At 64.0% G+C, this 19,449-nt stretch carries 15 protein-coding genes; 7 read left to right on the top strand and 8 right to left on the bottom strand.

What is annotated here, in order from left to right; all coding sequences use genetic code 11:
• Positions 1-945: diguanylate cyclase domain-containing protein (locus ACOZK4_RS15370; RefSeq protein ID WP_421592634.1), on the top strand; the 945-nt coding region annotated here is incomplete at its 5' end.
• Positions 946-963: 18 nt separating this feature from the next.
• Here the strand turns inward: ACOZK4_RS15370 and ACOZK4_RS15365 are convergent.
• Positions 964-1,347, bottom strand: coding sequence for a CAP-Gly domain protein (locus ACOZK4_RS15365; RefSeq protein WP_421592633.1), 384 nt, complete (start codon positions 1,345-1,347; stop codon positions 964-966).
• 50 nt (positions 1,348-1,397) lie between these two features.
• On the bottom strand, positions 1,398-2,114 hold the full coding sequence (locus tag ACOZK4_RS15360; protein WP_313522277.1) for an META domain-containing protein: 717 nt from the start codon (positions 2,112-2,114) through the stop codon (positions 1,398-1,400).
• A gap of 190 nt (positions 2,115-2,304) precedes the next feature.
• Between ACOZK4_RS15360 and dxr the strand changes: the two genes are divergently transcribed.
• Positions 2,305-3,477 (top strand): 1-deoxy-D-xylulose-5-phosphate reductoisomerase, encoded by a 1,173-nt coding sequence (gene dxr / locus ACOZK4_RS15355; protein ID WP_421592632.1) that lies wholly within the window; start codon positions 2,305-2,307, stop codon positions 3,475-3,477.
• Positions 3,478-3,497: 20 nt separating this feature from the next.
• Here dxr and hemA read toward each other — a convergent pair whose 3' ends face one another.
• From hemA to ACOZK4_RS15335, 4 genes are all read right to left on the bottom strand, one after another.
• Complete coding sequence (gene hemA, locus ACOZK4_RS15350; protein WP_313522281.1) at positions 3,498-4,712, bottom strand: 5-aminolevulinate synthase; 1,215 nt, start codon at positions 4,710-4,712, stop codon at positions 3,498-3,500.
• A gap of 244 nt (positions 4,713-4,956) precedes the next feature.
• Positions 4,957-5,754: an FAD binding domain-containing protein gene (locus ACOZK4_RS15345; RefSeq protein WP_421592631.1), complete on the bottom strand. Its 798-nt coding sequence runs from the start codon at positions 5,752-5,754 to the stop codon at positions 4,957-4,959.
• Positions 5,755-5,766: 12 nt separating this feature from the next.
• Positions 5,767-8,118: a xanthine dehydrogenase family protein molybdopterin-binding subunit gene (locus ACOZK4_RS15340; RefSeq protein WP_421592630.1), complete on the bottom strand. Its 2,352-nt coding sequence runs from the start codon at positions 8,116-8,118 to the stop codon at positions 5,767-5,769.
• A gap of 99 nt (positions 8,119-8,217) precedes the next feature.
• Positions 8,218-8,709 carry a (2Fe-2S)-binding protein gene (locus tag ACOZK4_RS15335; RefSeq protein WP_313522287.1) on the bottom strand — a complete coding sequence of 164 codons (492 nt, stop codon included), beginning with the start codon at positions 8,707-8,709 and terminating at the stop codon, positions 8,218-8,220.
• A 458-nt stretch (positions 8,710-9,167) separates the two neighbouring features.
• On the opposite strand from ACOZK4_RS15335, the gene ACOZK4_RS15330 reads away from it, so the two are divergent.
• From ACOZK4_RS15330 to ACOZK4_RS15310, 5 genes are all read left to right on the top strand, one after another.
• Positions 9,168-9,431: a YMGG-like glycine zipper-containing protein gene (locus ACOZK4_RS15330; protein WP_117371935.1), complete on the top strand. Its 264-nt coding sequence runs from the start codon at positions 9,168-9,170 to the stop codon at positions 9,429-9,431.
• A gap of 266 nt (positions 9,432-9,697) precedes the next feature.
• On the top strand, positions 9,698-11,620 hold the full coding sequence (locus tag ACOZK4_RS15325; RefSeq protein WP_421592629.1) for an autotransporter assembly complex protein TamA: 1,923 nt from the start codon (positions 9,698-9,700) through the stop codon (positions 11,618-11,620).
• A 102-nt stretch (positions 11,621-11,722) separates the two neighbouring features.
• Complete coding sequence (locus ACOZK4_RS15320; RefSeq protein ID WP_421592628.1) at positions 11,723-15,892, top strand: translocation/assembly module TamB domain-containing protein; 4,170 nt, start codon at positions 11,723-11,725, stop codon at positions 15,890-15,892.
• Positions 15,893-16,031: 139 nt separating this feature from the next.
• Positions 16,032-16,508, top strand: coding sequence for a chemotaxis protein CheW (locus ACOZK4_RS15315; protein ID WP_313522294.1), 477 nt, complete (start codon positions 16,032-16,034; stop codon positions 16,506-16,508).
• Positions 16,509-16,909: 401 nt separating this feature from the next.
• On the top strand, positions 16,910-18,691 hold the full coding sequence (locus tag ACOZK4_RS15310; RefSeq protein WP_421592627.1) for a methyl-accepting chemotaxis protein: 1,782 nt from the start codon (positions 16,910-16,912) through the stop codon (positions 18,689-18,691).
• A gap of 67 nt (positions 18,692-18,758) precedes the next feature.
• Here the strand turns inward: ACOZK4_RS15310 and ACOZK4_RS15305 are convergent, their stop codons facing one another.
• Entirely contained in the window at positions 18,759-19,022 is a 264-nt protein-coding gene (locus ACOZK4_RS15305) for a formate dehydrogenase subunit delta (RefSeq protein WP_421592626.1), read from the bottom strand.
• Positions 19,023-19,025: 3 nt separating this feature from the next.
• Positions 19,026-19,449: formate dehydrogenase accessory sulfurtransferase FdhD (locus ACOZK4_RS15300; protein WP_421592625.1), on the bottom strand; the 424-nt coding region annotated here is incomplete at its 5' end.

Below are 19,449 nucleotides of genomic sequence, written 5' to 3'. Positions count from 1 at the left end.
GCGGCCCGGCGCAACAACGAGCGGCGGCTGGAGACGGTAGCCCAGGCGGGGGCGCTTGCGCTCTGGCGCTGGTCGGCACGCGGTGATCTCAGCTGGATCGAGGGCTGGTCGGTGCTGACAGGCACGCCGGAGAGCGACGCGCTCGGTATGGGCTGGCTCGACCATGTGCATCCGGACGACCGCGCACGGCTTGTCGAAACGCTGGAGGAGACGCGCGAGGCTTGTCGCATGGTCGATGTGGAGTTTCGTCTTCTCGTCGCCGGCGGGCGCTGGCTCTGGGTGCGCAAGCGCGGCGGGCCGGTACAGGATGACCATGGCACCGTCCTGCAATGGGCCGGCGTCATCGAGGACATCGATGCGCGCAAGCAGAGCGAAACCCATGTGGCGCATCTCGCCCATCATGATGCGCTGACCGACCTTGCCAATCGCGTGACGCTGCGCCAGCGGCTGGAAGATGCCATTGCCGATACGCTGAACGGCAAACGTCGCGCGCTGCTCTATCTCGATCTCGACCGGTTCAAGCAGGTGAACGATACCTTGGGCCACGCGGCGGGCGACACGCTTCTCTGCGTCGTCGCGGACCGGCTGCGGGCCTGCGTCGGCGAGCAGGGGCTGGTTGCGCGGCTCGGCGGCGACGAGTTTGCCATCCTGCAGAACGACGCGGATCGCGAAGAGAAGAGCCTTGCTCTGGCCGAGCGGATCATCGAGATCGTCAGCGTGCCCTATCTGATCGATGGGTTCTCCGCCACGGTGGGGGTCAGCGTCGGCATCACATTCATCGCGGATAGCGCCAGCGATGCGGATGCTTGCCTGAAGCGTGCCGACCAGGCGCTCTATTGGGCCAAGCAGACGGGGCGTGGCCGGGCGGTTGTCTATGAACAGGAAGAAAGCCTGGCGCGGCTGGCCGCTTTTGCCGGCCTGCCGGCGAAGCGGCTTCAGGCCTGAGCGTCCTTACCGTCCGGATCAGACGTCTTCCTTCTCCCGCTCCGGCGTGACGACACGCGGCTTGGCGCGTACGGAGGGAACGATCGACGGCTTGTTGACGACCTTCTTCGGCTGCGGCGCCTTGATACCGAGCATGTTGCGGATGCGGTCGGAGACCAGCGGGCGGAAGCGGCTGGCGCGAAAGGGCATATCGACGGCGCCGTAACCCTCGGGGCCGTCGTCATTGCCGCGGTAGAGTTCCATCAGCTTGATGCCGTAGAAATCACCATCCACATAGTGGCGGTATTGGCCGGCCCAGCGGACCGTGTAGATCTGCCCCTTGCGGATGCCCTGGTCGATCGAGACATTCTTGAAGCGGTCGTTGATGCAGACGACCTTTTGGCCGACATGGAATGTAGGCATGCGGTTGTCTCCCCTATCGCCTGCGTCCAAGACCGGAAAGCCGGGCCGGCTCAGCCGGTCTTGCGGCAGTTGATGCCCGGCGCGTTCTCGCCCTTGGTCAGGTCGTAGAGCGTCGCCTCGTCGCCCTTGGTCCACCATTCGTAGCGGCCGCCGGCATATTTGGCGCCGGAGGCGGCCATGACATTGGCGGCGATCAACGTTTCCTCGCCGATCTTCAGCACGGCCAGCGCATTGGCGCCGGCATTGATATATTCGGCGACGACCCGCTGGTCGGCATCACACTGGTAGCTGATCGTCTCGCGCGCCACGCTCTGTTCCGGTCCCGGCAGGCGGATGACGATGTCGGTGCTGTTCTTCAGGCCGGCAAGACGGATGGCTGGTGCGCCTTCCTTGCCGGTGAGGTGCAGGATGCCGTTTTCGAGCTTCCAGGAGGTGACGGTGCCGAGCGCGTCGAAGAACTTCTGTTCCTGGTCCATGATGGCGGGGGCGCACATTTTGCGCGTTGCTGCGGCCGGCGCGAAGGCGATGGTGCCGTTCTGCACCTTCAGTTTGCCGCGATAGGTGTTGCAGCCGCCATTGCCGCCGTAGGAGCCGTCCGGCTTGATTTCCAGCGTTGTCTGCAGATCGTCGATGACGCCATTGCCGCCGATATCCTCGGCAAGCCAGGCGCCGCCGAGGCCGCCGGGGACCGGCTCGTCGGCATAGGCCGGAGCTGCTGCCGCAAGCACGAGGCAGGCGAGGGTCCAAACTCTCAGGCGTCGATGCACAGATTTCTCCAATCGCGTCGGGCGTAAAGGCACTTTGCGGGGACGTTATGGCTGTCCGGGCGAAAAGGTCAAGACAGGACCGGTGTGGCGACGGTTTTCCGCCGTGGCGGCGACCGCTTGCCGGGCTTGTTGCGGGCGCTTTTCGCCTGTAGAGCCAAGAATAGAACACAAGAAAAGCGCGGAAACCATCATGGCTCTCGATGCGCGGCAGACGCGCCGCATCACCATTCTCGGCTCGACAGGCTCTATCGGCACCAGCACGCTCGACGTGGTGCGGCAGCTCGGCGGGCGCGACCGCTACGAGGTCGTGGCGCTGACCGGCAACGGCAATGTCGACCTGTTGGCTACCCAGGCAAGGGAATGCGGTGCGCGGCTGGTGGTGACGGCGGACGAGAGCCGCTACGGCGCGTTGAAGGATGCGCTTTCCGGCAGCGGGATCGAGGCGGCGGCAGGGCGCACGGCGCTCATGGAGGCGGCCTCCGGCGATGCGGACTGGGTGATGGCGGCGATCGTCGGCACGGCCGGCCTTGCGCCGACGCTGGCGGCTGCGAAGCGCGGTGCGGATATCGCGCTTGCCAACAAGGAATGCCTGGTTTCGGCCGGCGATCTCTTCGTTCACGCCGTCGCCGAGGGTGGCGGCCGGCTCATTCCCGTCGACAGCGAACACAGCGCGATCTTCCAGGCGCTGGAGGACGACCAGCGCCACGCCGTCGAACGCATCGTGCTGACGGCCTCGGGCGGCCCGTTCCGCACCTGGAGCCGTGAGCAGATGGCTGATGTGACGGCGGACATCGCGCGCGCCCATCCCAACTGGTCGATGGGTCTGAAGATCTCCATCGGCAGCGCCTCTATGTTCAACAAGGCGCTGGAGATGATCGAGGCAAAGCACCTGTTTGATGTGCGCCCGGACCAGATCGAGGTGGTGGTGCATCCGCAGTCGATCATTCATTCCATGGTCGGCTATGTCGATGGTTCGGTGCTGGCGCAGCTCGGGGCGCCGGATATGCGCACGGCGATCGGTTATGCTTTGACCTATCCGACGCGCTCGCCGCTCAATGTCGACCGGCTGGATTTCGCAAAACTGTCGCGGCTGGATTTCGAGGCGCCCGATGAAGAACGGTTCCCGGCGCTCCGGCTTGCCCGCACGGCATTGGAGCGTGGCGGTCTTCAGGGCGCGATCATGAATGCGGCGGAGGAGGTGGCCTTCCAGGCTTTTGTCGGCGGACGCATCGGCTTCCTGTCGATGGCCGATATTGCCGAGCAGGTGATGGACAAACTCACCCATCTGCCGCCGGCATCCTCGATGGACGATGTCTTCGCCGCAGACGAAGAAGCCCGGCGGGTGGCCGCCGGGCTCATTTGAGGGATCAGGTTTTCGCTCTATCAGGCGACGGCGCGGGCCAGCGCACAGCGCGACCACAGCGAATGTAGGGCGCCGACGAGATGCTCGATATCGGCATCCGTGTGCAGCGGCGTCGGCGTGATGCGCAGGCGCTCGGTCTTGCGCGGCACGGTCGGGTAATTGATCGGCTGGACATAGATGCCAAAATTATCGAGCAGCAGGTCCGAGATCCATTTGCACTTCGATGCATCGCCGACCATGACCGGCACGATATGGCTCGGGTTCGGCATATGCGGAATGCCGTTGCGGTCGAGGGCTGCGCGCAGCTTGCGCACGCGTTCCTGATGGGCAAAGCGCTCGATCTGGCTGTCCTTGAGGTGGCGAATCGAGGCGAGCGCACCGGCGGCGAGTGCCGGCGGCAGCGAGGTCGTGAAGATGAAGCCCGAGGCGAAGGAACGGACGAAATCGCAGAGTGCCGTGGAGGCCGCGATATAGCCGCCCATCACGCCGAACGCCTTGGCGAGCGTGCCCTCGATGACCGTCAGACGGTGCATCAGGCCTTCGCGTTCTGCAATGCCGCCGCCGCGCGGGCCGTACATGCCGACGGCATGGACTTCGTCGAGATAGGTCATCGCGCCGTAGGCGTCGGCGAGGTCGCAGATTTCCTTGATGGGGGCGATGTCGCCGTCCATCGAATAGACCGATTCGAAGGCGATCAGCTTCGGCGCCTTGGGGTCGGCGGCGGCGAGCTTGGCTTCGAGATCCCTGAGATCATTGTGCTTCCAGATCACGCGCTCGCACTTGGCGTGGCGGATGCCCTCGATCATCGAAGCATGGTTGCCGGCATCGGAAAAACAGATGAGGCCAGGGATCTTCGAACAGAGCGTGCCGAGGGCGGCCCAGTTGGACACATAGCCCGAGGTGAAGAGCAGGGCGGATTCCTTGCCGTGCAGGTCGGCTAGTTCTTGTTCGAGCAGGACGTGGTAGTGGTTGGTGCCGGAAATGTTGCGGGTGCCGCCGGCACCGGCGCCACACTGGTCGATGGCGAGCTTCATCGCCTCGGTCACCTTGGGGTTCTGGCCCATGCCGAGATAGTCGTTGGAACACCAGACGGTGACGTCCTTCGGGCCTTCGGCCGTGTAGCGGGTCGCCTTGGGGAAGTTCCCCTTCTGGCGCTCCAGATCGGCGAACACGCGATAGCGGCCTTCCTGATGCAGGCCATCCAGCTCGTTCTTGAAGAAGTTTTCGAAGTCCATCCGGAGTCTCCTGTCCGGCGAAAACCCGGACATCATCATCGTTGGCGGTCGTTCAATCGGCTACACCTGAGGCCGGTCCTCTGCAACGATCTCCGCTGCGGCAAATCGGCGCCACCTTTGAACCATTCCAATGTATCTTAGGCCCCCAAAGGCCATTTCCTGTTGATGCATGTCAAGTCTGCACGAAAAAAGGACGGCCTCAACCGCCCTTTTAATCGAACCAGTTTCAGCTTTTTCGTGGAAGTCAGGCGGCCGCGACTGCGCGCTTGGCCATGACCTTCACGAGATTTGCCCGGTATTCCGCGTTGCCGTGGAGATCCGAGAGCAGGTCCGTGGCATCGATATCGACACCGGCGGCCGCATCTGCCGACCAGTTGGCGGCAAGGGCTGCCTCAAGGCCGGCGTGGCGGAAGACGCCGTTGGAACCGGCACCCGTCACCGCCACGCGCACGCTGCCATCCCCCGCCTTCGCCACGAAGACGCCGGCCATGGCATAACGCGAGGCCGGGTTGGGGAACTTGGAATAGCCAGCCTTTGCGGGCGCATCGAAGGTCACGGCCACGACGATCTCGCCGTCTTCAAGCGCGGTCTCGAACAGGCCGGTGAAGAAGTCTCCGGCGGGGATTTCCCTTGTGTTGGTGATGATCGTCGCCCCCAGTGCCAGCATGGCGGAGGGGTAGTCGGCCGCCGGGTCGTTGTTGGCGATGGAGCCGCCGATCGTGCCCATATGGCGCACATGCGGGTCGCCGATATGGGCGGCGAGGTGAGAGATCGCCGGGCAGACGGCCTTCAGCTCGGCCGAGGTCGAGACCTCGTAATGCGTGGTGGCCGCGCCGATGCGCACGCGGCTGCCGTTGACGGAGATACCCTTCATCTCGGCGATGTGCCTGAGATCCACGAGATCGGAAGGGGCGGCGAGGCGCTGCTTCATGGTCGGGATCAGCGTCATGCCGCCGGAGACGTATTTCGCCTCGTCCGAGGATGACTGCAGCTTGACCGCATCGGCGACCGAGGAGGCGCGGTGATAGTTGGTTGCGTACATGGCGTCCTCCCGTCAGTTTGCCGTTGCCCGTGCCGCCGCCCAGACCTTCTGGGGCGTCGCCGGCATGGTGAGGTCGTTGTTGCCGATGGCGTCGGTAATGGCGTTCATCAGCGCCGGCGGCGAGCCGATGGCGCCCGCCTCGCCGCAGCCCTTGATGCCGAGCGGATTGTTCGGGCAGGGCGTGATCTGGTGCGAGACCTGGAAGGAGGGCAGGTCGTCGGCGCGCGGCATGGTGTAATCCATGTAGCTCGCCGTCAGGAGCTGGCCGGTTTCCGGGTCGTAATGCACGCCTTCCAGCAGCGCCTGGCCGATGCCCTGGGCGATGCCGCCATGGACCTGACCCTCGACGATCATCGGGTTGATGATGTTGCCGAAGTCGTCGGCCGCGACGAACTGGACGATCTTGGTCTTGCCGGTTTCCGGGTCGACCTCGACCTCCGCGATGTAGCAGCCGGCCGGGAAGGTGAAGTTGGCCGGATCGTAGAAGGCGCCTTCCTTGAGGCCGGGCTCCATGCCGGACGGCAGGTTGTGCGCGGTATAGGCGGCGAGCGCCATCTGGAACCACGGCACCGACTTGTCGGTGCCGGCGACCTTCAGCGCGCCATTTTCGATGACGATATCGCTCTCGTCTGCCTCCATCAGGTGGGCGGCGATCTTCTTGGCCTTGGCCTCCACCTTATCGAGCGCCTTGACGACGGCGGACATGCCGACGGCGCCGGAGCGCGAGCCGTAGGTGCCCATGCCCATTTGCACCTTGTCGGTATCGCCGTGGACGATGGAGACGCTGTCGATCGGCACGCCGAAGCGCTCGGCGACGAGCTGGGCGAAGGTCGTCTCATGGCCCTGGCCGTGGCTGTGCGAGCCGGTCAGCACCTCGACGGTGCCGACGGCATTGACGCGCACCTCCGCCGATTCCCAGAGGCCGACACCCGCGCCGAGCGAGCCGACCGCCGCCGACGGCGCGATGCCGCAGGCCTCGATATAGCAGCTCATGCCGATGCCGCGCTTCATGCCGCGGCTTGCGGCTTCCGCCTTGCGGGCCGGGAAACCGGCCCAGTCGGCGGCCTGCATCGCCGCCTCCAGCGAGGCTTCGTAGTCGCCGGCATCATAGTTCATGATGACGGGCGTCTGGTGCGGGAAGCTGCGGATGAAGTTGATGCGGCGCAGCTCCGCCGGGGAGACGCCGAGTTCGCGCGCCGCCGTTTCCATGGTGCGTTCGAGCAGGTAGGTGGCTTCCGGCCGGCCGGCGCCGCGATAGGCATCGACGGCCACCGTGTTGGTATAGACGGCGCGCACATTGGCGTGGATCGCCGGAAAATTATACTGGCCGGACAGCAGCGTCGCATAGAGATAGGTCGGCACGGCCGAGGAGAACAGCGACATATAGGCGCCGAAATTGGCGATCGTGTCGACCTTCAGCGCCGTGACGCGGTTGTTCGCGTCGAAGGCCATCTTGACGGTCGAGACATGGTCGCGGCCATGCGCATCCGTCAGGAACGCCTCGGTGCGGTCGCTGGTCCATTTCACCGGCACGCCGGTGCGCTTGGAGGCCCAGAGACAGACGATCTCTTCCGGGTAGATGTAGATCTTCGAGCCGAAGCCGCCGCCGACATCGGGGGCGATGACGCGCAGCTTGTTTTCGGGTGCTACATTGTAGAAGGCGCTCATGACGAGGCGGGCGACATGCGGGTTCTGGCTCGTCGTGTAGCAGGTGTAGTGGTCCTCGGCGGAATCGTAGATGCCGAGCGCCGCACGCGGCTCCATCGGGTTCGGCGCAAGCCGGTTGTTGACGATCTTCATCTCGGTGACATGGGCGGCGGACGCGATGGCCGCATCGACGGCGGAACTGTCGCCGATTTCCCAGTCGTAGATCAGGTTGCCGGGGGCTTCCGGATGAAGCTGCGGCTGGCCGGCCTCGAGCGCCTTTACCGCATCGGTGACGGCGGGCAGTACATCGTAATCGACGACGACGGCTTCGGCGGCATCGCGCGCCTCGCCCATCGTGTCGGCCACGACCACGGCGACGGCATCGCCGACATAGCGCACCGTATCATGCGCGATCGGCCGCCAGGCGCCCATCTTCATCGGCGAGCCATCCTTGGAATGGATCATCCAGCCGCAGATCAGGTTGCCGATGCCGTCGTCGAGCATCTGCTTGCCGTTCAGCACGCCGATGACGCCAGGCATGTCCTCTGCCGCCGACGTATCGATGCTTCTGATCTTCGCATGCGCGTGCGGCGAGCGCACGAAAGCGGCATAGCGCATGCCGGGCACGAACATGTCGTCCGTATATTTGCCCTGACCCATGAGAAACCGCTTGTCTTCCTTTCGCGCAACGCGCGCGCCGATGCCTTCGACACCCATCTTCATCTCCTCCAGAGATATCGTTCGCGTGACATGCTGAAGGCGGTCAACCGGGCCGGCGCAAAGGGATCGCAGCCACCGGCAGGACCGCCGTCGGCGTTATTCCGCAGCCTGACGGCCTTGCGCGCCCATTTCCTCGGCGGCGGCGAGGATGGCTTTCACGATGTTGTGGTAGCCGGTGCATCGACAGATATTGCCTTCCAGGTTTTCCCGGACGGTCTGTTCGTCGAGCTTGGCGCCATAGCGGTTGATCATGTCGACGGCAGTCATCACCATGCCGGGCGTGCAGAAGCCGCATTGCAGGCCGTGATTGGCCTTGAAGGCGGCCTGGACGGGATGAAGCTCGCCGTTGGCCGCGAGGCCTTCGATGGTGAGGATGTCGGCGCCCGCAGCCTGGGCCGCGAGCATGGAACAGCTTTTCACGGCCTTGCCGTCCATGTGCACGACGCAGGCGCCGCACTGGGACGTATCGCATCCGACATGGGTTCCGGTGAGGCTGAGGGTGTCGCGCAGGAAGTGCACGAGGAGCGTGCGGTCCTCGCACTCCTTGCTCACCTTCCGGCCGTTGACGGTCATTGCCACTTTCGCCATTCGTTCCTCCCTGGCGGTTGCAGAGCCGCTGGGCCGATCGATCCGAGTGTGCATGCAGCGGGCGTCGTCGCGACGCGGGCGTGGGATCAGACGACACCAGCATTCAATTCGCGTGCATTTCATTCCGGCTGGATGTCGCGCGGGGTTCTCCTCCCGTCGGCGCGACATCAACAGTCATATCATTTGACTTTTTGCGGCAGGGATCAACCGGTACTTTCAGGCGGATGCGAAATTTCTCGTGACCGGACGCGTTTGATGGACCAAGCAAACGAAACGGAAACGCTGTTTATTCGCAGAACAAAAAAATAGTTTAGTCCCATGGACTTCCCGCAATCCAGCTATATTTTGGACCTCGGACAGACCTGACCGTGCAAGACGGCGGCGTGTGTTGCGTAACGTAAGAAGGGGATAGTGCGGATCCGAAAACGGACCGCATCTCAACTTTGGAGAACATCTTCATGAAGAAAGTCATTGCGCTCGTCCTGGTCGGTCTGGCCGTCGCCAGCTGCACGCAGACGGAAAAGGGTGCGGGCATCGGCGCCGTCTCCGGCGCGATCATCGGTGGCGCGATCACCGGTGACGTGCGCGGCGCTGCCGTCGGTGCTGCCATCGGCGGCGTCTCCGGCGCTGTGATCGGCTCCGTCGCCGAACAGCCTGGTCAGTGCTACTACCGCGACCGCTACGGCCGCCGCTACATCGACCGTTGCCCGTCGGGTTACTGATACCCGTAAGCTGCAACCTATGCGAAGCCCCGGATCGTCTCCGGGGCTTTTGCCTGTCCGCCGTCGGGATAAAATGCCCTTCGGTGCTTCAAATCCTGTCCGGCACCGTGTAAAACCGCCGTTAACATTACGGAAAACCTAACGCGTTAGGGTCTTTTCCTGCCTGAAAGCTCCGGATGATCCGGGGCGCCTGAAGTCTGTGACGGAAAGCTGCCGGTCCGCCGTAAGCCCCGCACCTTACGGAGAAAGGCGACGGATAGCTGCGGATGCGGGATAAAGTGAACCGGCCGGAAAAGAGTTTTGCGTTTCTGAAAGCTGGCACCGCGCTCGCGGTGGCTGCCGCATTGGCCGTCGCGCCCCTTTCCGCCTCCCCCGCTTTCGCCTTTGAAATCTTCGGCATGAAATTCTTCGAGGACGAGGAGGATACGGCCTCCGTCATCGATCCCGTCAACTACACGCTGACGCTCAATCCCGGCACTGACGACGACGAACTCAAGGATGCGATCGAGGGGACTGCGCTGCTCAAGCAGGACGAGGGCAAGCCGGTCTCAGGCGATCTCGGCCTAGTCATCAAGGCGCGCGACGATCGCGACCGCATCCTCGCCGCGCTCTACGAAAAAGCTCGCTATGGCGGCGTGGTGAAGGTCATGGTCGACGGGCAGGACCTCGACCAGCTGCCGCCCAACCCGGAATTTCCCGATCGCGGCGCCATTCCCGTGATGATCACCGTCGAGCCCGGTCCGGTCTTCACCTTCGGCGACATCGTCTTTTCCGGCGATGCCGAGGGGCGCAATGCGGCCGATTACGGGCTCGTGCCGGGTGCGCGTGCGGATTCCACCATCATCCTGAAGGCCGGCGAGAAGATGGTCGTCGACCTCAAGGCCGAGGGCCGGCCGCTCGCCAAGCTGACCGAGCGGAACGCCACGGCGGACCACAAGACGCAGACCGTCGACGTGGTGATCGCCGCCGAAGGCGGGCCGGTCGCCCCCGTCGGCGCAGTCGGCGTGACCGGCACCAAGACGGTCGATGCGGATTTCGTGCAGCGCTATTCGCGCATCAATGCCGGCCAGCCCTATTCGCCGGAAGCGCTCAACAAGGCCGCCGAACGCCTGCGCACGCTCGGCGTCTTCTCCAGCGTCACGATTCGCGAGGCCGACAAGCTGGCGCCGGACGGGTCGCTGCCGATGACCATCGAGGTCTCGGAAGGCAAACACCGCTATTTCGGCGTCGGCGCGCAGGTGTCGAATACGGATGGCCTCGGCCTGCAGGGCTATTGGGGCCACCGCAATCTCTTCGGCCAGGCCGAATCCCTGCGCATCGAAGGCTCGGTCAGCCGCATCGGCCAGTCCGCGCTCGGCGACATGGATTATTCGACCGCCATCCTGTTCTCGAAACCCGGCGCCTTCGGCCCGGCCTCGACCTTCAATGCGAGCCTCAAGGCCTCGATCGTCGATCCCGACGCCTACAAGGCCTTCACCACAACGGCCGCGGCTGGTGTCAGCGTCGAGCTGTCCGACCAGGATACGGTCAGCGCCGGCGGCGAGGTGATGTGGAGCGATGTCGAGGACGCCTTCGGCAAGAACAAGTACCTGACGGCCGCGATCCCGATCGAATATGTCCGCGACACGCGCGACGACAAGCTGAACCCGACCGAGGGCTACCGCGCGCTGATCAACGCCAAGCCGAGCTACGAGTTCAACCGCGGCACGGTTTTCTCGAGCTTCGAGGGGGCCATTACCGGCTACCAGGCGCTGGGCGAGGAAAAGCGTTTCGTGCTTGCCGGCAAGCTTTCGGCCGGCACGATTATCGGCGGCAACGAACTTTCCGACATCCCGGCGACACGCCGCTTCTTCCTCGGCGGCGGCGGCACGGTGCGCGGCTATGGCTACCAGGAAATCTCGCCGCGCGACGGCAAGGGCAAGATACTCGGCGGCCGCTCTTATGTCTCGGCATCCGTCGAAGCGCGTATCGGTATCACGGACACGATCGGCCTCGTGCCGTTCCTCGATGTCGGCACGGTTTCGACCGACGAAGTGCCCGATTTCAAGGATATCAGGGCCGGTGCCGGTATCGGCCTTCGTTATGCCACGCCCTTCGGGCCGCTCCGCCTCGATGTGGCGGTGCCGCTCAAGAAATATGATGGCGGAACCTCTTTCGGGGTCTATGCCGGCATTGGCCAGTCGTTCTGACGGCCCTAAATCTCTGTCTAGACTCTTGATCGGCCGTGCGATTCGGATTCAAGACGGACACGAGCGATTCTTTGCGCTCCCCGCACGCGAAATGGATGAAGCATGAACAGGCTGTCCCGAATTCTCCGCGCAACGCTCCGTTATCTCGGATACGGCATCGTCATCCTTCTGCTTGTTCTTGTCGGGCTTGTCGGTTTCGTCGGTTTTACCGATGCGGGCGCGCGCTTTGCCGTCGCCTATGTGGAGAAGATTGCCGCGTCGAGCGGGCAGGTCGTCTCGATCAGCGAACCCTCCGGCCTGCTGACCGGACGGCTGCGGGCAAAGACGATCACCGTCGGCGACGCGAAGGGCACCTATGCCGAGGTCAAGGACCTCTCGATCGACTGGTCGCCGTTGAGCCTGCTCGGCTTCCGTTTCGATGCGCAGCGCATTTCCGCCGCGTCCATCTCCCTGCTGCGCCTGCCGGAATCCAAGGCGGATGCCGAAAAGTCCGATACGCCCTTCACGCTGCCGGTCGAGGTGCATGTCGGCGCCTTGCAGGTGCCGGAACTGTTCGTCTCCGGCACGGTCGCAGGCCGTGACCAGCGCATCGTTCTCTCGGGCAGCGGCGATGCGACGGCCGAAAGCGTTGCGGTCAAACTCTCGGCCTCGGAAAAGGCGCGGCCGGATGCGCGCGTCGTGGCCGATATCGTCTTCAACCCGGCCGACAACCAGCTTCGCCTCGAAGCTGACGTCGCCGAGCCGAAAGGCGGCATTCTCGCCGCCTTGCTCAAGCTGCCGAACGACCCGGCCGTGGCAATCCGCCTGACGGGCGATGGCCCGCTGTCGCAGTGGAAGGGCCGTCTCTCGGCCGCGCTCGACGGCACGGAAATGCTGCATATCGACGGCCGGCACGATCTTGCGACCAACGGTTTGCATACGCTTTCTCTGGCCGGCGGCGGCACGTTCGACGCGCTGATGCCGCCGCAGCTTCGTCCGCTGTTTACAGGCGAAACCGGCATCGACGTGGTGGCCGCCTTCGACGGCACGGACATGCTGCGCATCGAGAAGGGCTCGATCTCGACGGGGGCGATGACGCTTGCCGCCTCGGGCACCGTCAGCGCCAAGGGCGCAAACGACCTCGACGTCAAATTGTCCGGCCGGGACGGCCCGATCGATTTCCGCTGGCCGCTCGCCGAGGGTGATGCACGCATACTGGTCGCCGGTGCCGATGTATCGCTGAAGGGTGAAGCCAATGCCGCGGCGCTGGGCGCCAACGCCTCCGTTGTCTCCGCCGAACTGCCGGCCGGGCGCATCGAGAACATTCGCATCAGCGCAAAGAGCGATGCCTTCAACGTGGCAAGCCAGTCCGGCCGCATCGATGCGACGGTCGAGACCGGCATGACGGCCTTTGCCAATCCCGATGTCGACCGCACGGTAAAAGGCCCCGCCAAGATCGTTGCGGCGCTCAATGTCTCGCCGACCGAGATCGCCTTCGATCCGGCAACGCTGGAAAGCGCCAGCATCGGCGGCACGCTTTCCGGCCGCTATGGGCTCGAAAGCCGCGAGGCCGATGTCAATTTCCGCCTCTTCGCGCTGCCCGCCGTGCTGCCGCCGGCGCTGACCGGCAAGATCGACACGACGATTGCGATGGAAGGGCGCGTCCAGCTTGCGAGCGATGGTGCGATCGAGCTCTCCGGCCTCAACGTGAAGTCGGGCACGCTGGAGACGACGGGCACGGTTTCGCTCGGCAAGGACAATCTCCAGGCGGCGCTGACCGGCAAGGTGCTGGCCCTCGGCAAGCTGCTGGCCGACGCCAAGGGCGAGGCTGCCTTCGATCTTTCCGCGACCGGCCCCATCGACGGGCTCGACGTTTCGGCCAAGGTGACATCGAGCGGTGCGACGCTCTCCGGCCGCACGCTGAGCGATCTCGTGGTGACGCTGAAGGGCAAGGCCGTTGCCGACAGCCCCTCCGGCGAGTTGACGGCAACCGGTGCGCTCGACGGCCAGGCGATCAATGTACGCTCCAGCATCACCTCCGAAGGCGGGCGCATTTCCGTGCCGGTGCTGGAGGCGGAGATCGGGCCGAATACGCTGAAGGGTTCGCTGGCGTTGGCGCCGAACTTCATGCCTGACGGCACGATCCGCTTCGATTTTCCCGATCTCGGCTTGCTCGCCGCCATGGCCGGCCAGAAGGCGGCCGGCGATCTCTCGGGCCAGGTGGAGATCGCGACAAGCGACGGCAAGACGTCGGCGACGATGCAGGCGTCCGGCTCGGCGATCAGCCGCGATGCTGTCAGCATCACCAAGCCCGCCGTCGATCTCGACATCGCCGATCTCACGACGGCTGCGATATCGGGCACCGTGCGCGCCGAGCGCGTCGCCTCGGGCGAGAATCGGCTGGAAGCGCTGAAGCTCGATTTCTCCCGTGCCGGGCAGGCGACCAATTTCGACCTCTCCGGCCGCCTCGACGGCGCGCCGCTCGTCACCAAGGGCAAGGTGCTTCAGCGCGACGGCGGGCTGGATGTCGCGCTGGATGCGTTCGAGGCGGCACCCCGACGCATTCCGCTGAAGCTTGCCAAGGCGACGAAGATCGGCGTGACGAACGGCGTGGCGACGCTCGACGGTCTCACCATCCAGGCGGGGCGTGGCACGGTCGCGGTGTCCGGCAAGGCGGGCGAAAATCTCGATCTTTCCGTGCGTCTCAATGCATTGCCGGCGGCCCTCGTCAACAATTTCGCGGCTGGCCTCGATGCGGATGGCACGATCAGCGGCACGGTAACGGTCAAGGGCAAAGCGTCGGCGCCGGTGGTCAATTACGCGCTCGACTGGGGTGGCGCGGTGACGAGCCAGACGCGCAGCGCCGGCATCGGCGCGCTCACCATCAATGCCAAGGGCGCCTTCGCCAACAACCAGGTGACGCTCGACACGGTATTGTCGGGTGGTGGCGGCCTGTCCTTCCGCGGTGGCGGTAAGGTCGATATCGGTGGCGCCACCCCGCTTGGCCTGAAATTCAACGGCACGGTGCCGTTCAGCATGCTGCAAAGCCAGCTTTCCGCGCAGGGTTTCGTGCTCACGGGCAATGCCAATGTGGACGTGACGATCGGCGGCACGGCCGCCGCGCCCTCCGTCACCGGCAGCATCACGGCAAGCGGCGCCCGCCTGGTCGATGTGCGCCGCAATCTGGCCGTCGAGAACCTGACGATCCGCGTGACCATGAACGGCAAGCAGGCGGTGATCGAGGCCGTTTCCGGCAAGCTGTCGAGCGGCGGCCAGCTTTCGGCGAAAGGCAGCGTCGGCATCGATCCGGCGAGCGGTTTCCCGGTCGATGTGGCGATCAAGCTCGGCGACATCGTCTATGTCGACGGCACGTTGGTGACAGCAAATGTCGCCGGCGACCTGACGCTCAAGGGGCCGGTGGCGAACCTCGCGCTCGGCGGCAAGGTGCATATCAACAAGGCGAGCGTCGTCATTCCGCAAAAGCTGCCGGCGTCGCTGTCCGAGATCGCCATCAAGCATCGCAACGCGCCCGCGGACGTCAAGCGCATGACGGCGGATGTCAATCGCGATCAGGGCGGGGATGGCGCTGCGCGCGGCATTGCGCTCGATCTGACGATCGAGGCACCCGGCCAGCTCTTCGTGCGTGGCCGCGGCATCAATGCGGAACTGGGCGGCAGCCTGAAGGTGACCGGCACGTCCTCGTCGCCGATCGTTTCCGGCGGTTTCGAGCTGGAGCGCGGGCGCATGGAAATCCTGACGCGCCGGCTTGATTTCACTTCCGCTCACATCGGCTTTGCCGGCGGGCTGGTGCCGACGGTCAATCTCGTTGCGGGAAGCTCTGCCGGCACGACGGAAATCACCGTCACGGTTGCCGGCCTCGCCAGCAACCCGACTGTCACCTTCGCATCTTCACCCTCGCTGCCGCAGGACGAAATCCTCGCCCAGCTGATCTTCAACCGGTCGATGTCGAACCTGTCGGCGGTGCAGATCGCCCAGCTTGCCTCGGCGGCAAGCCAGCTGGCTGGCGGCAAGTCGACGGGGCTGCTCGACAGCCTGCGCAGCAAGCTCGGCGTCGACGATCTCGACATCACCACGGATGCGGAGGGGCGCGCGGCGGTTTCGGCAGGCAAATATCTCAACGAGCGGACCTATATCGAGCTGAAGCAGGACCCGGAGACGAACGGTGCCAAGGCCGTGATCAATCTCGATGTCGGCCGCGGCCTGAAGCTGCGCGGCGAGGCGGGCAGCGGCGGCAGCGCCGGGGCGGGCATCTTTTACGAAAAGGAATACTGAGGCTGTCGAGTGCCATGAGGAGGCCCGCCATGTGCGGGCTTTTCTCCTGAGGCCCAACAAAGCGCCGGATGTTTGAAAGATTTTAACCAGGGCGTGCATAGGATCGATCAACGACGCAGACCAACCTGGAAAGATTCCGATGACCTCCATCCCTACGGCCACCTTTGCTGGCGACACGCTCGAAATCATCGCATTCCGTCTGCATGAGCAGGAATTCTGCGTGAAGACGACCACGATCCGCGAAATCCGCGGCTGGGCGCCCTCCACGCCGATCCCGCATTCGCCGCCTGACGTTATCGGCGTGATGAACCTGCGTGGCACGGTCATCCCGATCATCGACCTTGCGCACAAGCTTGGCATGAAGAGCACGGAAGCCAATGAGCGCAGCGCCATCGTGGTCGCCGAAGTGCACAGCATGGTCGTCGGCTTGGTCGTCGATCGCGTATCCGACATCCTCACCATCCGCAGCGAACAGATACAGCCTGTGCCGGAAGTGACGACGTCCTTCGACAAGGCCTATGCCGAGGGCATCATCGCCCATGAAAACGGCATGATCTGCTTCCTCAACCTCGCGCGCATGTTCAAGGAACGCGACATGGACGACATGGCGGCCTAAGCGCTCGCCGCACCCGCTTTGAAATTGCAAACCGCCGCGCCCACGCACGGCGGTTTTTTGTTGCCTACAGGTTGATGCAACTTCTGGGGGATATTGCGAGTGGTCTGAAAAAGGTCTTCCTGACGTAACGTAAGCAACATGAAGTTGCCTGCAATTGTAAGCTATTGTTATATAAGCGAACTTAAAATTCACCTATTGATTTTCATCAATTGTTAAAGCTGTCACTCCATCTTTGATTGTAGTTAGGCAATCCGGCGACGAAGCGATGTCCTCCCGCGCTGATTGAAACCGACGATTTGATACCATGATCTGCGCCGCAGCTCATGTCGACACCAGGAACAGACGATCGCCACGCGGGCAATCACCATTGAAACCGTGGCCGACGTACAAGGGAACAGGTCATGCTTTCATTTATGAAGTCCATGGATGCAGGCCACATCATCGATGCGCTGTCGCGCTCGCAGGCCGTGATCCAGTTTGATCTCAACGGCAATATTCTCACTGCCAACGAAAACTTCTGCAAGGCGCTCGGCTATGACCTGAAGGATATCGTCGGCAAACATCACCGCATCTTCTGCGAGGCCGCCTATACAGCGAGCGACGAATACCGGCAGTTCTGGGCGAGGCTCGGGCACGGCGAATATGATTCGTCGAGCTACAAGCGCCTGCGCAAGGACGGCAAGGAGATCTGGATCCAGGCGAGTTACAATCCGGTCTTTCGTGGCGGCAAGCCCTACAAGGTTGTCAAGTTCGCGACCGATATCACCGACGTGAAGATGCGGGCGACGGAGGATGCCGCCAAGCTCGACGCCATCTCCCGTTCCCAGGCTGTCATTGAATTCACGCCAACAGGCGAAATCCTTACGGCCAACGAGAATTTCTGCGCGGGGCTCGGCTACGATCTCTCGGAAATCCGCGGCAAGCACCACCGCATGTTCTGCGATCCCGCCTATGCGCAGACACAGGACTACGCGGACTTCTGGAAAAATCTCGCCAATGGGCAGTTCATCTCCAACGAATTCGTGCGCTACGGCAAGGGCGGAAAGGAAATCTGGATCCAGGCCGCCTATAACCCGATCCGCGATCTCAACGGCCGCGTCTGCAAGGTCGTGAAATTCGCGACCGACGTAACCGAGCGCATGTCGGCGATCAATACGCTTGGCGGCGCGCTGAAGGCGCTTTCGGAAGGCGATCTCACGCAGAACCTCAAGACGCCCTTCGTGCCGTCCATGGAGATGGTGCGCAAGGACTTCAACGAGGCGGTTGCCGGTCTGCACGAGGCGATGCGCACGGTCGAGACGAACGCGAATGCCATTGCCTCGGGTGCGCAGGAAATCCGTTCGGCGGCGGACGACCTCGCCAAGCGGACGGAACAGCAGGCGGCTTCCGTGGAGGAAACCGCAGCCGCTCTCGACGAAATCACCACGACGGTCGGCGATTCAAGCCGTCGCGCCGACGAGGCCGGCTCGCTGGTTGCCAAGACCCGGACGGGGGCGGAAAAATCCGGCATCGTCGTCAAGAAGGCGATCGATGCCATGGGGCAGATCGAGCAGTCGTCACGCGAAATCTCCAACATCATCGGCGTCATCGACGACATCGCCTTCCAGACCAACCTTCTGGCGTTGAATGCCGGTGTCGAAGCCGCCCGCGCCGGTGAAGCCGGCAAGGGTTTTGCGGTCGTCGCCCAGGAAGTGCGCGAACTGGCCCAGCGTTCGGCCAGTGCCGCCAAGGAGATCAAGGCGCTTATCACCAAGTCGGGTGAACAGGTGAAGAGCGGCGTGGCGCTCGTCGACGAGACGGGCCGCGCGCTTGAGGAAATCCTGACGCAGGTGCAGGAGGTTCACACGAACGTGGCGGCGATCGTCGAGGCTTCGCGCGAACAATCGACGGGCCTTCGCGAGATCAACACCGCCGTCAATTCGATGGACCAGGCGACGCAGCAGAACGCGGCGATGGTCGAGGAAAGCACGGCAGCGAGCCACGCCATGGCGCGCGAAGCCGATGCCTTGCATGCTCTGATCCGCCGCTTCCGGCTTGCCGGAAACGGTGCTGCGGGCGGGCAGGGGACGGCCCGCGCTCCACGGGCCGTCTCCCCTCAGCCGACTGCGCAACTTCACGCTGTCGCCCGCACGATGCGGTCGTCCGGCAATGCTGCGGTGGCGGAGAGCTGGGAAGAATTCTGATCACCCGATCCTGAAATGCAAAACGGCCGGCGCTATGCCGGCCGTTTTGTTGGATGCGGAGGTTGCATCAAGCTGAGGCTTTTGCGGCCGGCGGCACCTCGGCCGGCTTGGGACGGTGGATCAGCGGCACGGCCTGCAGAACAAGGCTGTCGAGGCCTTCACCGCCGTGATTGTCGATGATATCGAAGAACTGGCGCCGCATGCGCGGCTCCCAGAACTTGTTGATATGGGTGGCGATGCCGCCGGGGCCTTCGCTTGCCGGCTGCGAATGGAAGAAGGTGGCGATCTGGTTTGCCATCCGGATGATCTTGTTGCCTTCGGACATGCTCATCTCCTAACCGTTGCCCAGGCGCCGCTCGGTGCCGGGCACGATGCGTTGCGCACCGGTGAAAATCTCGAACTCTTCGCCGCGCACCAGCGCGATCAGCGTCATGCCGGCCTCCTCAGCCGTGCGGATGGCAAGCGCCGTTGGTGCGGAAATGGCGATGATGAAGGGGCTGCCGATGATGGCCGTCTTCTGCACCATCTCGACTGAGACGCGGCTCGTCACGACGACCGCGCCGGCTTCGCCCGCGTGGCCCGCCCGGCGTGCCGCACCCACGAGCTTGTCGAGCGCATTGTGCCGGCCGACATCCTCGCGCACCGCGATGAGGCCCTGGCCGGGTACATAAAAGCCTGCGCCATGCACGGCGCGTGTCACCATATGCAGCGGCTGCTGGCCGTTAAGAAGCCGTACTGCTTCGACGACCTCATCCTCG

The sequence above is a fragment of the Shinella sp. M27 genome (assembly GCF_049199905.1).
Taxonomy (GTDB): domain Bacteria; phylum Pseudomonadota; class Alphaproteobacteria; order Rhizobiales; family Rhizobiaceae; genus Shinella.
Note: the sequence above shows the minus strand (reverse complement) of the source record. Positions and strands in the feature narration are given on the sequence as shown.